The 21,717-nt window shown below is 40.4% G+C and carries 21 protein-coding genes; 11 read left to right on the top strand and 10 right to left on the bottom strand.

Annotated elements, in window-relative coordinates; all coding sequences use genetic code 11:
* Positions 1–9 precede the first annotated feature (9 nt).
* The gene (locus tag QWZ08_RS03605; protein ID WP_290335846.1) at positions 10–1,002 is read left to right on the top strand and encodes a hypothetical protein; all 993 of its coding nucleotides are present in this window, start codon (positions 10–12) and stop codon (positions 1,000–1,002) included.
* A 54-nt stretch (positions 1,003–1,056) separates the two neighbouring features.
* Here the strand turns inward: QWZ08_RS03605 and QWZ08_RS03600 are convergent, their stop codons facing one another.
* Together QWZ08_RS03600 and clpB are read right to left on the bottom strand one after the other, a co-directional pair.
* Complete coding sequence (locus QWZ08_RS03600) at positions 1,057–1,626, bottom strand: DsbA family protein (protein ID WP_290335845.1); 570 nt, start codon at positions 1,624–1,626, stop codon at positions 1,057–1,059.
* Positions 1,627–1,879: 253 nt separating this feature from the next.
* Positions 1,880–4,516, bottom strand: coding sequence for an ATP-dependent chaperone ClpB (gene clpB / locus QWZ08_RS03595; protein WP_290335844.1), 2,637 nt, complete (start codon positions 4,514–4,516; stop codon positions 1,880–1,882).
* A gap of 195 nt (positions 4,517–4,711) precedes the next feature.
* On the opposite strand from clpB, the gene QWZ08_RS03590 reads away from it, so the two are divergent.
* Positions 4,712–5,761, top strand: coding sequence for a serine hydrolase domain-containing protein (locus tag QWZ08_RS03590; protein WP_290335843.1), 1,050 nt, complete (start codon positions 4,712–4,714; stop codon positions 5,759–5,761).
* An 18-nt stretch (positions 5,762–5,779) separates the two neighbouring features.
* Positions 5,780–6,718 carry a tRNA epoxyqueuosine(34) reductase QueG gene (gene queG / locus QWZ08_RS03585; protein ID WP_290335842.1) on the top strand — a complete coding sequence of 313 codons (939 nt, stop codon included), beginning with the start codon at positions 5,780–5,782 and terminating at the stop codon, positions 6,716–6,718.
* Here the strand turns inward: queG and QWZ08_RS03580 are convergent.
* The 5 genes from QWZ08_RS03580 to QWZ08_RS03560 form a co-directional block, all read right to left on the bottom strand.
* Positions 6,699–7,286 carry a hypothetical protein gene (locus QWZ08_RS03580; RefSeq protein ID WP_290335841.1) on the bottom strand — a complete coding sequence of 196 codons (588 nt, stop codon included), beginning with the start codon at positions 7,284–7,286 and terminating at the stop codon, positions 6,699–6,701. The genes queG and QWZ08_RS03580 overlap by 20 nt on opposite strands.
* A gap of 161 nt (positions 7,287–7,447) precedes the next feature.
* On the bottom strand, positions 7,448–8,992 hold the full coding sequence (locus QWZ08_RS03575) for a hypothetical protein (protein ID WP_290335839.1): 1,545 nt from the start codon (positions 8,990–8,992) through the stop codon (positions 7,448–7,450).
* Positions 8,979–9,587 (bottom strand): RNA polymerase sigma factor, encoded by a 609-nt coding sequence (locus tag QWZ08_RS03570; RefSeq protein ID WP_290335838.1) that lies wholly within the window; start codon positions 9,585–9,587, stop codon positions 8,979–8,981. Before QWZ08_RS03570 ends, QWZ08_RS03575 begins: the two co-directional genes overlap by 14 nt.
* Before the next feature lie 99 nt (positions 9,588–9,686).
* A complete protein-coding gene (locus QWZ08_RS03565; RefSeq protein ID WP_290335837.1) occupies positions 9,687–10,235 on the bottom strand; it encodes an SRPBCC family protein in 549 nt (182 codons plus the stop codon).
* Entirely contained in the window at positions 10,226–11,338 is a 1,113-nt protein-coding gene (locus QWZ08_RS03560) for an ABC transporter permease (protein ID WP_290335836.1), read from the bottom strand. Before QWZ08_RS03560 ends, QWZ08_RS03565 begins: the two co-directional genes overlap by 10 nt.
* A gap of 104 nt (positions 11,339–11,442) precedes the next feature.
* Between QWZ08_RS03560 and QWZ08_RS03555 the strand changes: the two genes are divergently transcribed.
* From QWZ08_RS03555 to QWZ08_RS03525, 7 genes are all read left to right on the top strand, one after another.
* The gene (locus tag QWZ08_RS03555) at positions 11,443–11,901 is read left to right on the top strand and encodes an Xre family toxin-antitoxin system antitoxin (RefSeq protein WP_290335835.1); all 459 of its coding nucleotides are present in this window, start codon (positions 11,443–11,445) and stop codon (positions 11,899–11,901) included.
* On the top strand, positions 11,898–12,359 hold the full coding sequence (locus tag QWZ08_RS03550; protein ID WP_290335834.1) for an RES family NAD+ phosphorylase: 462 nt from the start codon (positions 11,898–11,900) through the stop codon (positions 12,357–12,359). Before QWZ08_RS03555 ends, QWZ08_RS03550 begins: the two co-directional genes overlap by 4 nt.
* A complete protein-coding gene (gene folK / locus QWZ08_RS03545) occupies positions 12,352–12,831 on the top strand; it encodes a 2-amino-4-hydroxy-6-hydroxymethyldihydropteridine diphosphokinase (protein ID WP_290335833.1) in 480 nt (159 codons plus the stop codon). The genes QWZ08_RS03550 and folK overlap by 8 nt, the downstream gene beginning before the upstream one ends.
* Positions 12,832–12,872: 41 nt before the next feature.
* Complete coding sequence (locus QWZ08_RS03540; protein WP_290335832.1) at positions 12,873–13,505, top strand: deoxynucleoside kinase; 633 nt, start codon at positions 12,873–12,875, stop codon at positions 13,503–13,505.
* Positions 13,506–13,564: 59 nt separating this feature from the next.
* Positions 13,565–14,800, top strand: a complete 1,236-nt coding sequence (locus QWZ08_RS03535) for an MFS transporter (protein WP_290335831.1) — start codon at positions 13,565–13,567, stop codon at positions 14,798–14,800.
* Between the two features lie 144 nt (positions 14,801–14,944).
* The gene (locus QWZ08_RS03530; protein WP_290335830.1) at positions 14,945–15,808 is read left to right on the top strand and encodes an NAD(P)-dependent oxidoreductase; all 864 of its coding nucleotides are present in this window, start codon (positions 14,945–14,947) and stop codon (positions 15,806–15,808) included.
* 36 nt (positions 15,809–15,844) lie between these two features.
* On the top strand, positions 15,845–16,744 hold the full coding sequence (locus tag QWZ08_RS03525; RefSeq protein WP_290335829.1) for an MBL fold metallo-hydrolase: 900 nt from the start codon (positions 15,845–15,847) through the stop codon (positions 16,742–16,744).
* A gap of 25 nt (positions 16,745–16,769) precedes the next feature.
* Here QWZ08_RS03525 and QWZ08_RS03520 read toward each other — a convergent pair whose 3' ends face one another.
* A complete protein-coding gene (locus QWZ08_RS03520) occupies positions 16,770–17,255 on the bottom strand; it encodes a YkgJ family cysteine cluster protein (RefSeq protein ID WP_290335828.1) in 486 nt (161 codons plus the stop codon).
* 453 nt (positions 17,256–17,708) lie between these two features.
* Here QWZ08_RS03520 and gcvP point away from each other — a divergent pair, with 453 nt between their 5' ends.
* Positions 17,709–20,585 (top strand): aminomethyl-transferring glycine dehydrogenase, encoded by a 2,877-nt coding sequence (gene gcvP / locus QWZ08_RS03515; RefSeq protein ID WP_435387580.1) that lies wholly within the window; start codon positions 17,709–17,711, stop codon positions 20,583–20,585.
* Between the two features lie 126 nt (positions 20,586–20,711).
* Here the strand turns inward: gcvP and QWZ08_RS03510 are convergent, their stop codons facing one another.
* Positions 20,712–20,981, bottom strand: coding sequence for a short-chain dehydrogenase (locus QWZ08_RS03510; RefSeq protein WP_290335826.1), 270 nt, complete (start codon positions 20,979–20,981; stop codon positions 20,712–20,714).
* Between the two features lie 103 nt (positions 20,982–21,084).
* Positions 21,085–21,564 carry a 1-acyl-sn-glycerol-3-phosphate acyltransferase gene (locus QWZ08_RS03505; RefSeq protein WP_290335825.1) on the bottom strand — a complete coding sequence of 160 codons (480 nt, stop codon included), beginning with the start codon at positions 21,562–21,564 and terminating at the stop codon, positions 21,085–21,087.
* Positions 21,565–21,717 lie beyond the last annotated feature (153 nt).

Genomic DNA, 21,717 nt, shown 5'->3' with positions numbered 1-21,717 from the left:
AACTTAACAATGAAAAAAGGACCTGCCAGATTTTTATATTATCTAAGTCTTTTACAAACCCTGCTCGATAAAGCTGCCAAACAAAAAAACCCGGCATTGTGGCTGTATAAAAATGATGCCCGTACACCACTTTTCATGTTGGAAGGATTGGCTAAGCTGTATACATCGGTAAATAACCCAAAAAAATTTACAAAATTACAGGTACATTTTAAATTGCTGGAAGATACCCTGGGTGCAATTGACTATTATGATAACATCGCAAAAGATATCAGCCTAAATAAAAAAATACCTGCCGGTATTACCAGTTACCTGCAAGCACAAACAAGGGAAAAAATACAAAGCCTCAACGAAATACTGGTTGAAAAAGAATGGCTTTCGGTTGGCGGTATCCGCATAAAAAAAATACAAAGGAAACTTGACAAAGCTGATTGGCTGGAGGAAGAACCTGAAATAAACGCCATCAACGAATTTTACGGAAATTCAATTTATGCCATTACTGAATTTATACAAAACAAGAAATACCATTTTAACGATATAGAATCAGAAGTGCATGAATTACGTCGAAAACTGCGTTGGCTCAGCATTTATCCGCGGGCTTTGCGTGGCAGCATTCAATTATCTAAAAATAAAAAAATGCCGAAGCACCTTGCCAAATATCTAACCAAAGAGATTACTACTTCGCCCTACAACAAAATGCCCGATGCCGGTGATGCTACCTATTTTTTATTGCTGGAACAAAATTATTTTTATGCACTTAGCTGGATGATTGACGCATTGGGAAAAATCAAAGACAGGGGATTACATGTGATAGCTGTGAAAGAAGCCTTACAGCAATCAACAGAATTATCTGATGCAGACGCATTAAAAAAGACTTACCAGTTGTTAGGTATCAAACAACCCAAATTGGAGCAGTTGCTCGTTGAAGCTGAAAAAATTTGCCAGACTTATTTTGATGAACATAACCTGGAAAACCTGGTATTTGGGATGGGCTCGGTAAAATAGGCGAAAGCACCATATCATAAAAAAAAGCCCCGATAAAACTATCAGGGCTTCTGTTTATGCTTTTACTTTAGCAGGAACTTTTTTCTTAACTTTTTTCAAAGCTGCTTCTACTGCTTTGCTTAATTCATCGTATGTTACTTTACCTGTAAAACGTTCGCCGTTTACAAAAAAAGTAGGTACGTCTTTTACTCCGCGGTTAATACCTTCTCTCATATCTCCCTGTACCTGCCATCCATAAGTAGCATTTACCAGTTCATCCAAAAAACGTTTGTTTTGTACACCTGCTTCCCTGCTATGCAATTTTAAACTTGTTGTGCCCAGATTTCTGCGGTTAGCAAAAAGAATATTGTGCATTTCCCAAAACTTACCGTCTTGTGCAGTTGCTACTGCGGCTTCGCCAGCCTTTAAGCTACGCTGGTGGATATTTGTCATTGGAAAGTGACGAAAATTAAAACGTACTTTCCCTTCATATTCTTCCAGCAACTGTTTTACTACTTCGTTGGCTTTTGCGCATACTTCACTTTCATATTCACCAAATTCTTCCAATGTTACCGGAGCATTGATATCGCCAACAAATACATCTCTCGGTTCAATAATTTCAACCACCTCTTTTTTAAATGCCATAATATATCTTTTATTTTTATGTCATATCCCACATTGCTTACCTGGATTATGACCTGTTATAACAACCAATTCCGGAGAAAAGTTTTCACCTTTTTTATAATATATACGTCCTCAAAAAGGTTGTGTAAGCGCTTGAAGGTAATATTTTTTGCCCTTTTTTTACTACCGTCCAAACTTTATTCGTTCACAGTTTATCCACAAGGCTGATTTTCAATCTTTTATTAGTCCAGCCTTCATCTTAAATAACTTTAAATTAACCAGCTTTCACCGCATTTTCCTTTGTCTTATCTGCAATCACTTCATTTCTGAAAACTACCACGCCGTCAAAAACATCCACCAGAACCGGCTTGGTTTTATCAATATCACCCATCAAAATCCGCTTGCTCAACTGGTTTACGATTTCCTTTTGAATTAACCTTTTCAAGGGTCTTGCACCAAACTGTGGGTCATACCCATTTTCAGCCAGGTAGTCGAGCGCATAATCACTAAACTCCAGTTGAATGCCTGATTTTGACACCAGATCTTTCAGGTTATCCAACTGAATCCGGATAATTCCCTTGATTTCCTTTTTCATCAATGGCTGGAACATAATTACTTCATCAATGCGGTTTAAAAACTCTGGCCGGATGGTTTGACGCAACAGGCTGAGGACTTCAGCTTTTGTGCTTTCTACCACTTCCTCTTTATTTTCATCATTTACCTTTTCAAAATTTTCCTGGATAATATGACTTCCCATATTACTGGTCATGATCACAATCGTATTCTTAAAGTTCACTATCCTGCCTTTATTGTCGGTCAGGCGACCATCATCCAGCACCTGCAATAAAACGTTGTAAACATCCGGATGCGCCTTTTCAATTTCATCCAGCAGAACCACGCTATAAGGTTTGCGCCTAACCGCTTCAGTTAATTGTCCGCCTTCATCGTAACCCACATATCCCGGAGGTGCACCTACCAGCCTGCTCACAGAATGCTTTTCCTGGTACTCACTCATGTCAATACGGGTCATCATGCTGTCATCGTCAAACAAATACTCTGCCAATGCTTTTGCCAACTCTGTTTTACCCACACCGGTAGTACCTAAAAATATAAATGAACCAATCGGTTTTTTGGGATCTTGCAAGCCTGCCCTGCTGCGGCGGATCGCATCACTTACCGCTTCAATGGCTTCATCCTGGCCTACCACCCTTTTATGCAATTCCTCTTCCAGGTGCAATAATTTTTCCCGCTCGCTTTGCAACATCTTAGTTACCGGGATACCGGTAGCTTTCGCAACACTTACAGCAATATCTTCCGCATCCACTTCTTCCTTCAACAAACGCTTTTCACTGATTTCATCCAGCAGCGCTGTCTGTTCCTGGATGATCTTTTCCTGCTGTTGTACTTTACCATATCTTATTTCTGCAACAAGGCCATAATTTCCTTCCCGTTCAGCTTTTTCAGCTGCAGATTTCAGGTTTTCAATTTCGCTTTTAGCTGATTGTACTTTTTCGACCACTTCCTTTTCCTGCTGCCATTTAGCTTTAAAAGTATCCCGCTCAACAGCCAGGTTACCTATTTCCGTATTCAGCTCTTTTAATTTCGTTGCATCATTTTCTCTTTTAATGGCTTCTCTTTCAATTTCAAGCTGACGAATCTGCCGTTCCAGTTTATCCAGCTCTTCCGGCATTGAATTCATTTCCAATCTAAGTTTGGCCGCACTTCCATCAATCAGGTCAATGGCCTTATCAGGTAAAAAACGGTCAGTAATATAGCGGTGCGATAATTCAACGGCCGCTATAATGGCTTCGTCTTTTATTAATACGTGGTGATAGGTTTCATACCTGTCTTTCAATCCCCTTAAAATAGAAATCGCATCTTCCACACTTGGCTCATCAATCAACACCTTCTGAAAACGGCGTTCCAGTGCCTTGTCTTTTTCAAAAAATTTCTGGTATTCATTCAATGTTGTGGCACCAACTGCCCTTAACTCTCCACGTGCCAAAGCAGGTTTCAAAATGTTGGCAGCATCCATTGCGCCATCACCGCCACCAGCACCTACCAGTGTATGTATTTCATCGATAAACAAAATGATATCTCCGTCACTACCGGCCACCTCCTTCACTACTGCTTTTAATCTTTCTTCAAATTCTCCCTTGTATTTGGCGCCCGCAATCAGCTGGCCCATATCCAGCGCATAAATAATTTTTGATTTTAAATTCTCCGGCACATCACCATTCACAATGCGCATGGCTAAACCTTCTGCTATAGCGGTTTTGCCAACACCGGGTTCACCTACCAAAATAGGGTTGTTCTTACTTCTTCTTGATAGAATATGCAGTGTACGCCGTATCTCTTCATCGCGGCCTATCACAGGATCCAACTTGCCGGCCCTTGCCATTTCATTCAGGTTCTTCGCATATTTATTCAATGCATTAAACTGGGTTTGTTCTGTCTGAGAAGAAATGGTTGATCCTTTACGCAAATCTTTGATTGCTGCAATCAATCCCTTTTCTGTTAATCCAGCATCTTTCAGCAACTTGGCGCTGTTATCATTTCCCTGCAATATCGCAAGCAATAAATATTCAACACTTACAAACTCATCGCCAAAAGTTTTCAATGCGCTGGTTGCACGCAGCACCACACTGTTCATGTCCCTGCTTACGGACTGGGCAGGCTCTCCACTTTGCACCTTCGGCAACTTATTAATGCTTTCGTCCGCTTTTGTTTCTACAAAATTTACGTTTACATTATTTTTCTTCAGCAAAAATTCTATGGGCGAATCTTCTTCGCTTAACAAAGCTTTCAATAAGTGCTCTGTTTCAATATTGGGATTTTTATTATTGAAAGCCAATTGCTGTGACTGTGCAACAGCTTCCTGGGCTTTAATGGTGAAATTATTAAGGTTCATATTGTAAAATTTATTTTAGTTATTAATTTAATTGTAAAAGAATGCATCCCCGCGAATCACCATTTTTTTTGAAATAAAGATTTTGGAGATTGTTAAATAAGTCATTCAAATTCAACATCCGATTACAGGATAGACAATTTCGAATAACTTTATAAAAATTGTCAAATCTCTATCCAATTTAAATTACAGGAAAATATGGCGCAAAAAATTAGTTCTAACTGTCTAAAATTCATGCTGGTATTGAGTTTTCTGCTACTCTGTCTGCTTACAAAAAGCCAATATAATTTTAGCGGCGTAGATGCTTTTCTCACTTCCAATCAAAAAACGCTGGGCAAAGACCTGGTAGCAGTTGTTTACAAGGATGGCAAAATTGTCTATCAGAAAGCCGTCGGGGATTTTACGCTGAAAAGCCAGGCACCCATAGCAAGTTGCAGCAAATGGCTGACAGCAGCCCTGGTAATGAGCTTTGTTGATGAAGGAAAAATTTCACTGGATGATAAGGTGAGCACTTACTTGCCCATATATGAAACCTATGGCAAAGCGTATATTACTATCCGCAATTGTCTGGCGCACGAAACCGGCATCACCGATAACCAGCATATGATTGCAAAAATTCTGGAACGCAGAAAGTTCGAGTCGCTGGAAGAGGAAGTAAATTCATTTGCAAAAAGGGAGATAGCGGCTAACCCGGGCACAACTTTCGCTTACGGCACTATCGGTTTAAATATTGCTGCAAGGATAGTGGAAGTGGTTGGCAAAAAGAATTTTGGTATGCTGATGAAGCAAAGAATTCTGGGGCCGCTGAATATGAAACACACCACTTTTGAAGGCGATTCTGATGCACCCAATCCTTCCGGAGGTGCAGTTTCCACACCTGAAGATTACATTAATTTTTTGTCGATGATTTTGAACAAAGGTATGTTCAATGGCAAACGAATTTTAAGTGAAGCAGCTATTGAAAAAATGCAAACTGTACAAACTGTCAATATCCCCAAAATATATATACCAAAAACAGCAGAAGGATTTGAGTACGGGCTGGGCGAATGGATACAGGAACAGGACGATAAGGGCAACAGTACCGTAGTAAGCTGCCCTGGCCTTTTTGGTACTTGGCCTTTCGTAGACAAGTGCCGTAAATATGCAGGTATTGTTTTTGTAAAATCCTTATTGAGTGATCAAAAGAGAGAACTGTATCTTGAAATAAAGAAACGCATCGATGAAGAAATACCATCCGCATGTAACTGATGTTGTAAAAGAACAAGATTGAACCTTCACAAAAAAGACTATACCCAATTTATAAAACGAGCCGCTCAGAGGCTTGGCTTTGATCATTGCGGCATTGCCGAAGCAGTTGAATTAACTGAAGATGCCAAGCGGCTGGAAGTGTGGATCAACAAAGGAATGCATGGCACCATGCAGTACATGGAAAATCATTTCGATTTAAGAATTGATCCAAGAAAATTGGTGCCAGGTGCAAAATCTGTAATCACTGTATTGCTTAATTATTTTCCCGCACAACAGCAACAATCGATGGCACCCAAAATTGCAAAATATGCATTTGGCAATGACTACCATGAAGTAATCCGCTGTAAGTTGAAAACTTTGTTGCAGGAAATAAAAGATAACATCGGCGAAATAAACGGCCGTGGCTTTGTTGACAGTGCACCTGTTTTAGAAAGAAGCTGGGCGAAAAAAACAGGCCTGGGCTGGATTGGAAAGAATGGGAATCTGCTTAACAAACAAAGTGGCAGCTTTTTTTTTATCGCCACCCTGATTACCGACCTGGAGCTGGAATATGATGCTCCTTTTGCCAAAGACTATTGCGGCACCTGCACCAAATGCATCGACTCATGCCCCACAGAAGCGATTTTGCCGGATAAAGTGGTGGACGGCAGTAAATGCATTTCGTACTTTACCATTGAGTTAAAAGATGCGTTGATACCGAAGGCCATGGAAGGCAAGTTTGATAACTGGATGTTTGGCTGCGATGTTTGCCAGGACGTTTGCCCATGGAACCGGTTTAGTAAACCAAACAGCGAAATCAACTTTACTCCGATTCCGGCTATATTGGATTTTTCTGTAAATGAATGGGAAGAACTAACGGAAGAAAGTTTTAAACTCATCTTTAGAAACTCCCCCCTTAAGCGCAGTAAATTTAAGGGTATTCAACGCAACCTGAAATTTACAACAACCACCAGTTAACCTTGATAACAATTCTTCTGAACTGATAACTGTTGGTTTGGGGTGGAGGAATTTCCAGTTCGCACCAATTACAAGGTGGAGTAAACTGTTCCTTTAATTGCTTAAATGAATAGCCTGCACTTAAACCCAACTTCGTTTTATTAAAAAGAGAAAATTTATAACCGGCACCGGCTTCGTACAACAACCCGCCGGTAGCCTCGTATTTATTAGCATAGGCTGGCTTGTGGCTTTCAATTACCCAGGGAATGCTGTATCCACCGTTGACGTACCAGAATAAAGTATTTTGTTTTACAGAAAGATTTTTTTGAACGTCTAAAAACAAAGGCACCGTTCGCTTTAACCCGTAATAGTCAATGCCAAGGCCTATTCCGGCGAACCAGTTTTTGTATTGTAAGCCATTAACACTATTAACAAGCCAGGCGGGTTTGCTACCTGTTTGACCAATAGATAGTCCGGTTTGCAGACTGCTCTGGAATTTAGCAGGGGCCAATTTTGTAACATGCTGGCCATTTGCAGAAAGCAAAACAACCAGGCATGTTACGGACAGATAAATTCTTTTTAGTTTCATGGAACCAGCGTGACAGTGGGTGATTAAACCGGGTTTATGTTTTATTTATTGCTGACACAGTATCTAAATTGCTAAACATCAATTGATTTTGGCCAGCTGAATTATAGAATTGACAACATTATAAATTACAAGGTTGCATTGATCGCCATATTTTTAAACCTTTATTTTTTACCAAAGTTTTTTTGAAGGCGCAGGCCGAAATAACTGTAGCGCCGGCCGCCGTAAAGATTCTCCCTGGCGATTTTATTTACACCGAAATTGATTTCAGGACCGATCAGCAATGGGTTTTTAGTCATGCGTGACATACTAAATAAAGCCCCGACTGAAACATTGGCCTGCGTTTTTTTCAGCAGATTGTTATTGCTGTAATATTTGCCTGATGCAGTATCAAACTGCAATGCATTTGAACTAATCAACCTTGCAATGGCAATACTTGTAGTTACGTACGCAGCTCTTTTGTGCTTTTTATTTAGAGCGATTTTAACAGCTACTGGTAATTCTATAAAATGAAAATGATTTTTATAGTTGGACGAGGCCCCTGTTCTATAAAATCTATATGCAGCTGAACTAAGATTCAAATAATTGTTTGCGGGAACAATACTATCCAGTTGGCTGCCAACCGTCATTGTTGTATTGTACATTTTATAATTTAAGCCAATAGATAAAATTGCAGCAGGTGAAATATTTTTTTGAACAAATATTCCTGCAATAATACCAGCGCCTGAACTTATTTTAGAAGGACGATAAACTGGAGTGCCTGCCTGGCTGTTGTTACCCGGCGTACTTATTTGATCAGCGGAATAGTAGGCTTTATTGGCATCGCTGTTTGATGAACCAATAATTCCCAGGTATTGGTTATTTGTTGCTGAAATGCCTGCAGAAAAATTGACACCCAACTTCCACTTGCTGGTTTGTTTTATATGTATTGTTTTATTTGCAACTGATTTGGTATTTTCACCCGATTGTTTTAGAGATTCAATGGTGTCCTTTACGGAAGGCATATTTTTACCCGTTGGGTTTATTACCGGTGAAACGGCAATGTACTTATGCGCAGAATCTACCAGAACCAGCGCTGTATTTTCCTCCACATTTTTACTTTCATTATCAGAAACAGTGGCTGTTTCGTTTCGATCCTCTTCCACAGATCCTTTGCTGATTTTTGTACTTAGCTTTTGTTTCTTTTTATATTGAATTTTTCCGCTGCCATTTTTAGATGCACCGGTAATATCAGGCTGGTTCCTGACTGTCTTTACTTCATTTTGAGCGATATTTGTTTTACCTACGGATTGTTCCTTCGATGCTGCTGATTGAATTAATATTGTCAGAGGCTCCCCCTCTTTCTTTTGCGTGATCAACTTATCAGCAGTTATTTTTTCTTTTACTACCGTTCCTTTATCAGTGGCTGCATCTACACGCTTTGAAAGCTCTACTTCTTTTTTTCCAGAAAGCCTGGAGCTATTAACGTTGCCGGAGATATCTTCCTGCGTTGCAAGTATTGGCTTTCTTTGTTGTTTTGTGCCGTTATAAATCACAAAAAGACCAGCCATAGAAAAAAACAATAACAATAAAATAAGCGCAAAAAATCTTCTCCCTGCTTTTCGTTTGGTTATTGCGCCGGCCACATTTTGCCACACTTCATCATTGGGTTTCAATTTTAACCCAACTATTTTTTGTTGCACCTCTTTTTCAAATTCATTTTCCGGCATACTGTTCGTTTTTTGGAAGTGATGAATATTTTTCTATCCACTCAATCAATAAATATCTTGCCCTTGCATATTGTGATTTTGAAGTACCGTCGCTGATGCCCAGCATTTGTCCAATTTCTACATGCGTATACCCTTCAATGGCATATAGATTGAAAATGGTTTGAAAACCTGCCGGCAACTGACGGATTAAATCACTCAACTGGCGGGCGTCTAAATCAATGGCCGGGTTTTGATCTGATACCGGGTGCAACGGGGTTTCTGCAAATACCATTTCCTGCCGGTAACGCTTATTTTTTTTTAAATAATTCAGTGCCGTGGTAACCATTATTCTGCGGATCCATCCCCCCAGCTCACCCTTAAATTTATAGTCGGCCAAATGCATAAATACTTTTATAAATCCTTCCTGCAACACATCTTCCGCATCACTGAGCGATTTGGTGTACCGGTAGCAAACACCCAGCATGGATGGCGCAAAATGGTCATACAATTGCTGTTGGGCAACTGGCTTTTGTTTAAGACAATCTTTTACCAATACTGAATACTCCATCATATGTGTTACACCAGCCTGACAAGCATTTGTAGCAAGGGGTTGCATTGGACGAAAAATAATTTAAATAGCTGGACTGTTTGAGAAAGAAGTTTTAAATTTTATATAGGATTTTCTTTAGAAGATTTGCTTTTCAATTATGGCAGCTCATGGATTTTTCTCAATATAGTCCTTTAGCCCGTTTAAGGCAGTTTCATAACCAGGGCCGGTTATCTTATCCATAAATATAGCATAGAATTTTTCCCATGGGTACCAATGCAAACGGGTGAGTGCCCGCCATTCCACCTGTACAACATGCTGGTTAGGTAATTGAGTGAAGACCATATTATTTTCAATGTCATTTTCGCCTTCCGATTTTAACATAAACCGCACGGCGCTGGAATCGGCTGTGATCAATTTGATTTCTACCTCTTTACCGCGATGCAAAATAATACAACCTGCATCTTTACCTACAATTGCAGGAATATGCCGGGTAATTTTTGCTGAATCAATGGTAAAAATTGGATGCCAGTTTTTCCAGTTATCAAAATTGGCAATCTGGTTGTACACTTTACCGGCATCAGCAGTATTAATAATCACAACACGGGATACCCTTACATTACCGGATATTAACAGCGATAACAATGTAATTACAATAAACAAACCGGTGATTCCGAAAAGAAAAGCTTTTATAAACCGCATCATAATTACTCCCATTTAAAAACTTTTACAGCAACAGCATATACTATCACGCCCCATAATAATAAAATACCTATTTCATTTTTCACATCCCACAAATTCTGCCCTTCAAATGCAACTGCCCGCATTGCCGTATTTAAATGCGTTAGTGGCAAGGCATTAGAAATAGGCTGTAGCCACTTGGGAAAAACTTCCACCGAAAAAAAAGTGCCTCCCAATAAAAATTGGGGCAGCGTCAATAAATTGGCAAAGGGAGGGATGGTGCTATCGCTCGTGGCCAATCCGCTTACAATAAACCCAAGCCCCATAAAAACTACCAGGCCTATAAAGCTCAACACCAGCATTTCCAGTAAAGTAAACAACCCGTGAATCAATGTAAATCCAAAAATAAAATGCCCGGCAACAATGATTACGATTGCAGTCAGCATTTGAAATATTATTCTAGCCAGGCCCTCGCCCAAAATAATATAAGTACGGCTGATAGGCGTTGCAAAAAAGCGCTTTAGTACCAATGTATTTCTCAAATTAAAAAACATAAAAGCCACGCCAAATACACCCGAACTCAGCAATGAAAAACCCAACTGGCCTGGCAATATAAAATCGATTGTTTTGTATTCCCTGATTTCTTCCACATCCCGCTTGTAATCAAAATCGGGCACCGCAAAAGTTGGCCGGTTAACATATTTTTGATTGCTGATGGTATTTACAATATTATTTACAACGGGCATAAACTGTGGCCATTTATCGTTGCTTGCGCTGGTAGTTGAAATGGTATACGTGTAAGCCGGTATTGGTGTTTCGTTTTTCCTAATGCTAAAAATACCCGTAATTTTTCCTTTTACCAGGCTTTCTCTCAAATCTTTATCATTATCAAAACGCACTACCCTAATCCGGTTGCTTGTCTTAATGGAATCAAATAAGGCATTGGTGGTATCGCAGCTTTTATCCAGCGCAATTTTATACACCGGCGCTCCAGCGTTATTGCCAATAAAACCAAACACAAGGATAAATACAAAAGGAAAAGCAAAACCAAAAATTACTGAAGAAGGACTTCTGAAAATGGATTTAAGGCCCGCCCTGGTGATCGCCAGCATGGCCGTTAACTGACTGTATTTACGCATCAAAAAATTGTATTTTAATGCGTAAAGCTATTTGTAAAAATGCTGTAAAAAAAATTTGAAAAATTAGCGACACTTGTCGTAACTTTAATGACAAATGACGCATAATGGAAAAGCGAAATAAACTGAAAAAAAACAATTTAACTTCTGCCGAAAGCAAAGTTAGCAAACTGGAAGAACCTGAAGTAAGCTACAACAAGTCAGTAAAAATAATTCCGGCTGTAAAAAACTTTACCTACAGCGAATTTAAAAAAATTGCGGATAAAGCTCCCTTTACCCAGGCGGAATGGGCTTCCTTACTGCATATAAGCGAGCGCACACTGCAACGCTATGCCAAAAACAATGGCAGTTTCGCCCCTATTAATGCAGAGCGGGCAATGCAAATTGCACAGGTGATCAATGAAGGGAAAAAAACATTTGGTAAAACTGAACTGTTTTACAACTGGCTAAAAAGAAAACCATTGATGCTGGAAGGGTCACTGTCTTTTGAATCTTTAACCACAGCTTACGGCATTCAGCTGGTGTTAACCCAATTAGGAAGAATTCAACACGGCATACTGGCATGATTGCATACAGGCTGGCTGCCGAAACTTATAAGGATGATCTTTCCGGGAACGGAGCCAAATTATTTGGCGGCAGGTGGAATTCTGTTGGTTTACCGGTGATCTATACAACCGAAAATATTTCATTAGCCGTGCTTGAAATATTGGTACGGGCTGATCCTTATACCATTCCCTTAACTTATCACCTCATTAACATTGAAATTCCAGACAGTATTCAACCATTAATCATCACTTCAGCTAAATTAAAAGCAATATGGAAAGATGATATTGGCTATACACAATGGATGGGTGATGAATTTGTAAAATCCAATAACGGCTTGCTATTGAAAGTTCCTTCTGCGGTTGTAGACCAGGAAAATAATTTCATCCTGAATCCCAGGCATGCTGATTTAAAAAAGGTGAAGATTGTTGCCGTTAAAAAGTTTATGTTCGATAAAAGACTGTTTTTAAAAGATGAATAAAACTTACTTACTGCTTGGCAGCAATATGGGTAACAGCGGGTTGCAATTACAAAAAGCCATTAAAAACATCAACCAAAAAGTAGGGAAGGTTACGCGTCAAAGTAGCCTGTATGTTACAGCAGCCTGGGGCAATACCAATCAACCCGATTTTTTAAACCAGGTGATTGTGGTAGAAACTAAATTGGCAGCCGCTGCTACTATAGACGCTGTACTGTTCGTTGAAAAAAGCATGGGCAGGATAAGAACAACAAAGAATGCACCCCGTATTATTGACATTGATATTTTATTTTTCAACAAAGAAATTATCGCTGAAAAAAAACTGACTGTGCCACATCCGCAAATCGAGAACAGGCGCTTCGTACTCATTCCGCTGAATGAATTGTCACCGGGTTTTAAACATCCTGTATCGCATAAAACAATGCACCAACTGCTGCAGGAATGTACTGACCCGTTGGATGTTAAAAAGTTTTAATTGCTCAACTGCATAATCCACTTATTTTCGGTTTTGAAAATATGAAATACAATTTTGTTACAATAGAGGGAAATATCGGCGCCGGCAAAACCACCCTGGCGCATTTGTTAAGCAAACATTACAATGCAAGGCTGATACTGGAAGAATTTGCAGACAATCCTTTTTTACCAAAGTTTTATGAAAACCAGCAGCAATACGCCTTTCCGCTGGAATTGTTTTTTATGGCCGAACGCTATAAACAATTGAAAGATTTATTGCAAACAAAAGACATGTTTCAAAACGTTACCATTGCGGATTATCTTTTTACAAAATGCCTGCTCTTTGCAAAAGTAAATTTGCCGAGCGAAGAGTTCAGGTTATTTCAAAAACTATTCGATATCATTTATCCGCAAATTGTACAACCGGATATTCTCATTTACCTGCACAGCCCGGTAAACGTGTTGCAGCAGCACATTAAAAAACGCAATCGCGTATACGAACAAAATATTGCCAACGAATACCTGTTTTCATTACAGGAAACCTATACGCAGTACATAAAACAGCATCATATAAAAACCATTTTTGTAGATGCATCCAATGCTGATTTTTTGGGTAACGACGAACATCTGAAAACTATCATTGCTGCTTTGGATAAAGAATATGAAAACGGCCAATATTTTCTTACGCTTCCCTGATTTAAACATTACCACGTTCTTGCCTGTTAGTTTTTTACATTTGTATAACATCAACCAGAATGGCATTGGCAAATCATCCGCTCGCAGTTTTAAAGATTACAGAATTTCGGAATTTTATTTTGGGACGCTTTGTTTTTATCATGGGGTTACGCATGATGGGTACACTTGTAAGCTGGTGGATGTATGAATTAACTGGTGATGCTTTTTATATCGGCATGATAGGACTTGCAGAAGCTATACCCGCAATTGGCCTGGCCCTGTATGCCGGCTACGTAATTGATCGCAGTGAAAAACGGCGGCTCCTGCTGATCACGATTTCCCTTTACGCCATGTGTACGTTTATTTTGCTCGGTACCTCCACGCAATGGTTCAGTCAGCAATTTGGTACCAAGCTGATCATTATTTTTATTTACAGCATTGTTTTTATTACCGGTGCTATCAGGGCTTTTTCCGGTCCAAGTTTTGGCGCCATGATTGCATCGCTGGTGCCAAAGCATTTGTTGATTCCCGCATCACAGTTAAGTTCTACCAGCTGGCTAATCGCCAGCATCAGCGGGCATGCACTCGCGGGTTTTTTAATTGCCTGGCTGCATGTTACCGGTACATTCGTTATCATAACGTCACTCATCATCACCGGCTTTTTATTACTGAGCCGGTTAACGCCAAAACCGCCGGGGATGAGTTCGGAAAAGAAAACACTGGAAGCTGTAGCCGAGGGATTAAAGTATGTTTTTAAAACAAAGGAAGTGTTGGGTGCTATTACGTTGGATTTGTTTGCGGTATTATTTGGTGGGGCTGTTGCCATGGTGCCGGTATATGCCAAAGACATTTTACACGTAGGCCCGATTGGTTTTGGCTGGCTCAATGCTGCGTCTGACATAGGTTCTATCAGTATGGTAATAGCACTTACGCTAAATCCGATGAAGAAGAAACAAGGCATTAAATTGTTTATGGCGGTTACAGGTTTTGGATTGTGCATCATTCTTTTTGGTTTATCAAAATGGTATTGGCTATCTTTTGTAGCGTTGGTGGCAGGTGGCATATTTGACGGCGTAAGCGTGGTGGTAAGAGGCAATATCATGCAGCTAAAAACCCCCGATGAGTTGCGTGGCAGGGTGCTGAGTGTAAACTCCATGTTCATCAATTCATCCAATGAAATCGGGCAGTTTGAGAGCGGTGTTGCGGCTAAACTGATGGGCGTTATTCCATCTGTCGTATTCGGCGGCTGTATGACGATTTTAGTGGTAGTCGCCACCTGGATAAAAGCACCTTCCTTGAAGAAGCTGGAGTATTGAGTTTATTAAAACAGTTGATCTCAATTGTGGAACCCGTTGCTAACTGGGAAGCAGCTATACAATATCTTCAAATAAATTCAGTTGAGAGTAAACCATTTTGCGTTCATCATCGATTAATAATATTAATCACATCGTTATCTTAATATGAGTAAACCAAAAATAGGCTGGGTTGGATTAGGAAATATGGGCTTGCCAATGGCAAAGAATTTACTAAAAGCGGGTTTTGAAGTAACTGTTTTCAATCGTACCAAAAGTAAAGAACAGGCACTAATTGAAGCAGGTGCAAGTGCTGCTGAAAGTCTGCAGCAGCTGGTGCAACATTGCGATATCATAATCACTATATTATCGGACGATGCTGCAGTAAAAGTAATATTTGAAGGCACAAACGGACTGCTATCAAAGCCACAACCCGGCAAGCTTTTCATCGACATGAGTACAGTTGCCCCCGAAACATCCTGTTACCTGGCGGGTATTTGCGCCAGGCTGGGATTAGGTTTCATTGAAGCGCCTGTATCGGGCAGCGTTAAACCTGCACAGGATGGAACACTGATCATATTGGTTGGTGGCAGCGCTGAAAATTACGAAAAAGCCAAACCGGTTTTTGATGTGTTGGGTAAACTTTCTTTGCTCCTGGGAGAATCCGGCAAGGGCAGTACAGCAAAGCTGGCCATTAATTATCTGCTGGCCTTAAACCTGCAGGGGCTCGCTGAAACCGTTTTGTTTGCAGAAAAAAACGGCATCAGCAAACAGGATATGCTTACGATTGTAAATGAGGGAGCTTGTGCAAACGGCATTACAAAATTAAAATCTGCTTCCATTTTAAACGATGATTATCCGGCTGCTTTTGCACTGAAACATTTGGTAAAAGATTTAAGGCTGGCAAAAGAAGCCGGCCTGGATGCACCGTTGATTACCCCCTTGTATGATGCGTTTAACAAAGCCCAACAGGCAGGATTTGGTAACGAAGATGTAATGGCAATTAAAAAATACCTTGAAAGCAATCAATAAAAATGAATCGTAACTTCAAATCATAAAAACTTAACTATGCAACGCAGAACTTTTCTCCGCAACAGCAGCCTTACTTTGGCTGGTTTGGCCTTTTTAAGCAATCAAACACTGGCGCAATTCTTAGCTGATCCGGCATGGAAAATAAAAATGCTGAATGATACCATGGGTGTGTTTACAGAAAAAGGCGGCACCATTTTGTTTATGATTGGCAAGGAAGGTTTAATTGTTGTTGACTCGCAGTTTCCGGAACAATCGCAGCACCTGATTGACGAATTGAAAAAGAGAAGCCAGCAGCCTTTTCAGCTGTTGATCAATACACATCATCACGGCGACCATACTGCCGGCAATATTTCTTTTAAAGGTTTGGTGCCTCATGTGCTGGCACATGAAAACAGCAAGAGCAACCAGGAACGGGTAGCCAAAGAGAAAAAGAATGAAGACCAGCAATTGTACCCGGATCAAACTTATACTACCACCTGGTGCCAGCCTGTGGGTAAGGAAGAAATCTGCCTGCATTATTTTGGTGCCGCACATACCAACGGCGACAGTTTTGTACAGTTTAAAAAAGCAAACATTGTTCACACGGGAGATTTGGTTTTTAACAGGCGTCACCCGTTTGTGGACCGTTCTGCCGGTGCCAATATTGCCAGCTGGATACAGGTGCTCGACAAGGCTGACAAGACTTTCAACAACAAAACAACTTTTGTTTGCGGTCATGCGGCAGATGGTTATGACATCATTGTTACCAAGGATGACATCAAGGCATTCAGGGATTACCTGGGCAAAGTATTATTATTCGTGGGCGAACAGATTAAAGCTGGTAAAACCAAAGAAGAAATTTTAAAAGCTACAGAAATACCCGGAACTCCTGAATGGAAGGGCGATGGCATTGAAAGGCCTTTGACCGCAGCCTATGATGAATTGACTGCAAAATAAATTTAATTTGATTTTTTTGACAGGTCTATTTTGCAGTTGCCATCAGCTTTTCCAGCACATAATAAACGATGGGGCAAAAGGTGGAATTTTTTAGCGTGAGGGGTTGCCTTTTTAACAACACATCTTCGTTGGTATAGGGAAAGCGGGCACAATCAGATGGACGCACTTCGTAGATGCTGCAATAATTATCGGCGCCTAAAAACGGGCAAGGTGCTGTGCGCATTACGTAATCGCCATCTTCATCAACCCGCAGGTAATCATTGATCAGATCACCTTCCTTCATTTTTAAATATTTGGCTATACGTTTAATATCGGGTGTTTTTAAGCGGGGCGAATATCCTTTGCAACAATTACCGCATTGAAGACAATCCACTTTGCTAAATGCCTCTTCATGCAACTCCGGTAAGGCTTTCAGTACGGTATTCTTATCTGCCCGGTGCAGGTAATTTTTGTACAATTTATTTCTGTCGCCCGATTTTTTTTCCCAGGCTCTTAAAAGTTCGTCGCTCATAATGGTTGCCGTGAATGTTGTGCGGCTCTTTTTGCAATTGCCTGGTTCACCCGTGCAAAGTAACGAACATAATGCCATCAAACGGAGATTGGGTTTTTAAGCAACCCAAAAAAGCGAAAATAAAAACGGTGGGAATAATACTATCTAATTCACTATTAAGCATTCGCTTAGACATAACGATTGCAGTTTATTCTACAGTTTTCCACAGTTTTAAATGTGTGAACATATTGACACCAAATATTGTTATGATGCAGTAATTTTGCACCTTACAAAATCAGTCAGGTAATCAGTTTGCAGAATATTTAATCCGTTGAGAAAAAATATCAAGGAAACCTGCCTACTCACTGAGCAATGTTCCCAGTAGCTGAAAAAGTAAAAGAGGGCGACGCAACAATGATCCTTTCAGCACTATGCCCGGACAAAAAAAGAGAATTTCAACCTTCAAACAGCAATATGAATATTTTTGAGCAACAACAATGTGAATTTCAAGGCAGGCATATAGGACCAAACGAAACCGAAAAAGATGCGATGTTATCCGCCATTGGCCTAAGTTCTATTGATGAACTGATTAGCAAAACCATCCCGGACGGCATCCGGATCAAGGGAGATCTTGACATACCTGCTGCTATCAGCGAGTTTGATTATTTAAACGAACTGAAAAAAACAGCCGAAAAAAATAAAGTCTTTAAAACTTACATCGGCCAGGGATATTACGATACCATTACCCCGTCGGTTATACTCAGGAATGTTTTTGAAAACCCGGGCTGGTATACTCAATACACACCATACCAGGCAGAGATTTCGCAGGGGCGTTTGGAAAGTTTGTTAAACTACCAAACCATGGTAGCCGACCTGACCGCTTTACCAATTGCCAATGCAAGTTTGCTGGACGAAGGTACTGCAGCTGCTGAAGCGATGGCTATGCTGTTCAATCATAAAAACAAAGACCACGATCATATTACCGCACCCCAATTTTTTGTTGATGACAAGATATTTGCTCAAACAAAAGATGTGCTGGTAACAAGAGCTGCGCCCATTGGCATTGAGCTGGTGTTTGGCGATTTCAACCAGGCGGTGCTGGATGAAAATTATTTTGGTGCGATTGTTCAATACCCCGACAGCGATGGAGCCGTAAGAGACTACCGCAACTTTATAACCGCGGCGCATGCTGTAAATGCGCAAGTAATAATGGCCACCGATTTACTGGCATTAACATTATTGACTCCGCCGGGAGAATTGGGCGCTGATGTGGCCATCGGTTCATCCCAACGTTTCGGTGTGCCGATGGGATTTGGCGGACCGCATGCCGCCTTTTTTGCTACAAAAGATGAATTTAAAAGAACCATCCCGGGCAGAATAATCGGCGTTAGTGTTGATGCGCTCGGTAACCGTTGCCTGCGCATGGCACTGCAGACAAGAGAGCAGCACATTCGCAGGGAAAAGGCTACCAGTAATATTTGTACGGCACAAGCCCTGCTAAGTAATATGGCCGCTATGTACGCTATTTATCATGGTCCGGATGGTTTAACCAATATTGCAAAACGCATCAGCATATTGGCGCAAACATTGAGCGACGAACTGAATGAACTTGGCTTTGACAATGAAAACGAATATTATTTTGATACGCTGAAAGTAACGGTAGCAGATGCAACGGCGGTAATAAAATCTGCTGCGGCGCAGGAAATGAATTTCCGGCTGATTGATAATAAACACATCGGCATTTCATTAGATGAGACCACTTCACAAAGTGATGTGGTAGACATATTGCATATACTGGCAGCATCCATTAATATCGATACGGCGGTAGCTGGTTTTGATGCAGATGCCTATCTTTCAAATATTCCTTTTGCACTTACAAGAAACTCTGACTTTTTAACACACCCGGTATTCAACACTCACCGCAGCGAAAGCGAAATGATGCGGTACCTTAAATTTTTAGAGAACAAAGATCTTAGTTTAAATACTTCCATGATCAGCCTGGGCAGTTGCACCATGAAGCTGAATGCCGCTACAGAGTTGATTCCTGTAAGTTGGCCTTCCTTCAGCAAGCTGCATCCTTTTGCTCCCGCCGATCAAACACTTGGGTACCAGCAGATTATTACTGAACTGGAAAATTATTTAAGCAAGATTACCGGCTTTGCTGCTACTTCGTTACAACCCAACAGTGGTGCACAGGGCGAATATGCTGGCCTGCTAACCATACGTGCTTATCATGAGTCAAGAGGTGAAAGTCACCGCAATGTTGTTCTGATACCTATTTCGGCACATGGCACCAATCCTGCCAGTGCAGTAATGGCGGGCATGAAGGTAGTTGTTACCAAATGCGACGAAGCAGGTAATATTGATGTAACAGATTTAAAAGCAAAAGCAGAAGAACATAAAAATGACCTGGCTGCATTGATGGTTACTTACCCTTCCACGCATGGTGTGTTTGAAGAAAGCATCATTGAAATTTGTAACACCATACATGAACATGGCGGGCAAGTTTACATGGATGGTGCCAACATGAATGCACAAGTAGGCTTAACAAGCCCGGGAATGATTGGCGCTGATGTTTGTCATTTAAACCTGCATAAAACCTTTGCGATACCACATGGTGGCGGAGGCCCTGGTGTTGGACCTATTTGCGTAGCACCACAGTTAGTTCCTTTTTTGCCAGGCCACGTTAACCTTGATAACGAAACCTCCAATACGCATGCAGTTAGTGCAGCTCCTTATGGTAGTGCGAGCATTTTACTGATCAGCTATGCATACATAAAAATGCTGGGTGCAAAAGGTTTGCGTAGTGCTACTGAGTACGCTATACTGAATGCCAATTATATGAAAGCAAGACTGGAAAAATACTACAAGATTTTATACTCAGGAAAAAATGGAACTGCGGCGCATGAATTTATTGTAGACCTGCGGCCATTTAAAACCAGTGCCGGCATTGAAGCAGAGGACGTGGCTAAAAGACTAATGGATTATGGTTTTCATGCTCCCACCCTTTCTTTTCCGGTTGCTGGCACGCTTATGATTGAACCGACAGAAAGCGAAGATAAAAGTGAGCTCGATCGTTTTTGCGATGCGCTGATTGGCATTTATCATGAAATAAAAACAATAGAAAATGGCGATGCTGATAAAAAAGACAATGTATTAAAGAATGCACCCCATACTCAGCTTGTAATATGTGCAGATGAATGGACTAAACCTTATTCAAGAACTACCGCAGCTTTTCCTTTGCCTTATGTAAAGCAAAATAAATTCTGGCCATCAATCGCCAGGGTGAACAATACTTATGGCGACAGAAATTTGGTTTGCACCTGCGAGCCGGTTGAAGCATATGCCTAAAAAAACTTCAGCCATAAAAAAAGTGCAACATTGAATGTTGCACTTTTTTTATAAATATAGTCGAGGTCAAATTGTATTGAATAAAATGCCCTTAATAAATTTAAAATTAGTAGTACGCTTTTAAAACTATACCGCCACAGCTTGTTTTGGCAATGTGATGCGGTTAAATTCTGCGCCGCTGAATATCTTAGCCAGTTTGTTATCATGCGATTCTTTCCATTCCTTAATGTTGGTTTCAGAAACAATGCGCCAAAAGTTTTTAGATTTCAAATCTTCATAATCCGCCGACTGAACAAAAATACCAAGGATAGTATTTCTTTTCTTAAATTCAATTTTTACCGGGTTTTTAGCCAGGTGGCCACCTTCAATAAATTTTGCAATTACATCGTTTATCATAATTAAAATTTTTGCAAATGTAGGCTTTTTCAGGCGGACTTGGTGAAGTATTAAAACGTAATATGTAATCTGCCTGCCAATAAACAAGCTAGGTCATGCTTATTCAGTTTGAGTTTAAAAGATGTTCCATACCCAATTCTGGATTTTTCCCTTTTACACTTGTAAAGAAAGTAAGTATTTTGTTGTAATCAGCCGCTTCATCATCCGTTGTAAAAAAAGGAGGAGCAAAGCGAAATTCTTTATGTTCAAAATCAAATGCTAGCATTACAATAGGTACGTTCGCTTTTTTGGCAATGTGATAAAAACCTGTTCTCAGCCGGTCCACTTTCTTTCTTGTACCCTCCGGCGATAATGCTATAGCAAAGGAATCATTTTGAATAAACATTTCCGCCACCTGGTCTACAAAATTATTTTTATTAAAGCGGTCAACGGGCACGCCCCCGGCCTGGCGAAATAAAAAACCTAGTGGAGGTTTAAACAATTCCTGTTTGGCAATAAACTTAATATGCTTCAGTTTTAAAACGCTTCTAAAAGCAAAACCCATAAAAACATCCAAACTGCTGGTATGCGGTCCAACAATCATGATAAACTTTTTTAAATCCTTCGGTAACGGTCCTGTAGCCTTCCACCCGGTTAATTTGAGATAAATTTTAAAGAAATAATGCAGCATCTATTTGTTTTATTGGACTGCCGCAAGATAAGCTCATTTATTAGTTGCAAAAGGATGTTAGTAACC

Source organism: Ferruginibacter paludis, assembly GCF_030409685.1.
GTDB classification, from domain to species: domain Bacteria; phylum Bacteroidota; class Bacteroidia; order Chitinophagales; family Chitinophagaceae; genus Ferruginibacter; species Ferruginibacter paludis.
Note: the sequence above shows the minus strand (reverse complement) of the source record. Positions and strands in the feature narration are given on the sequence as shown.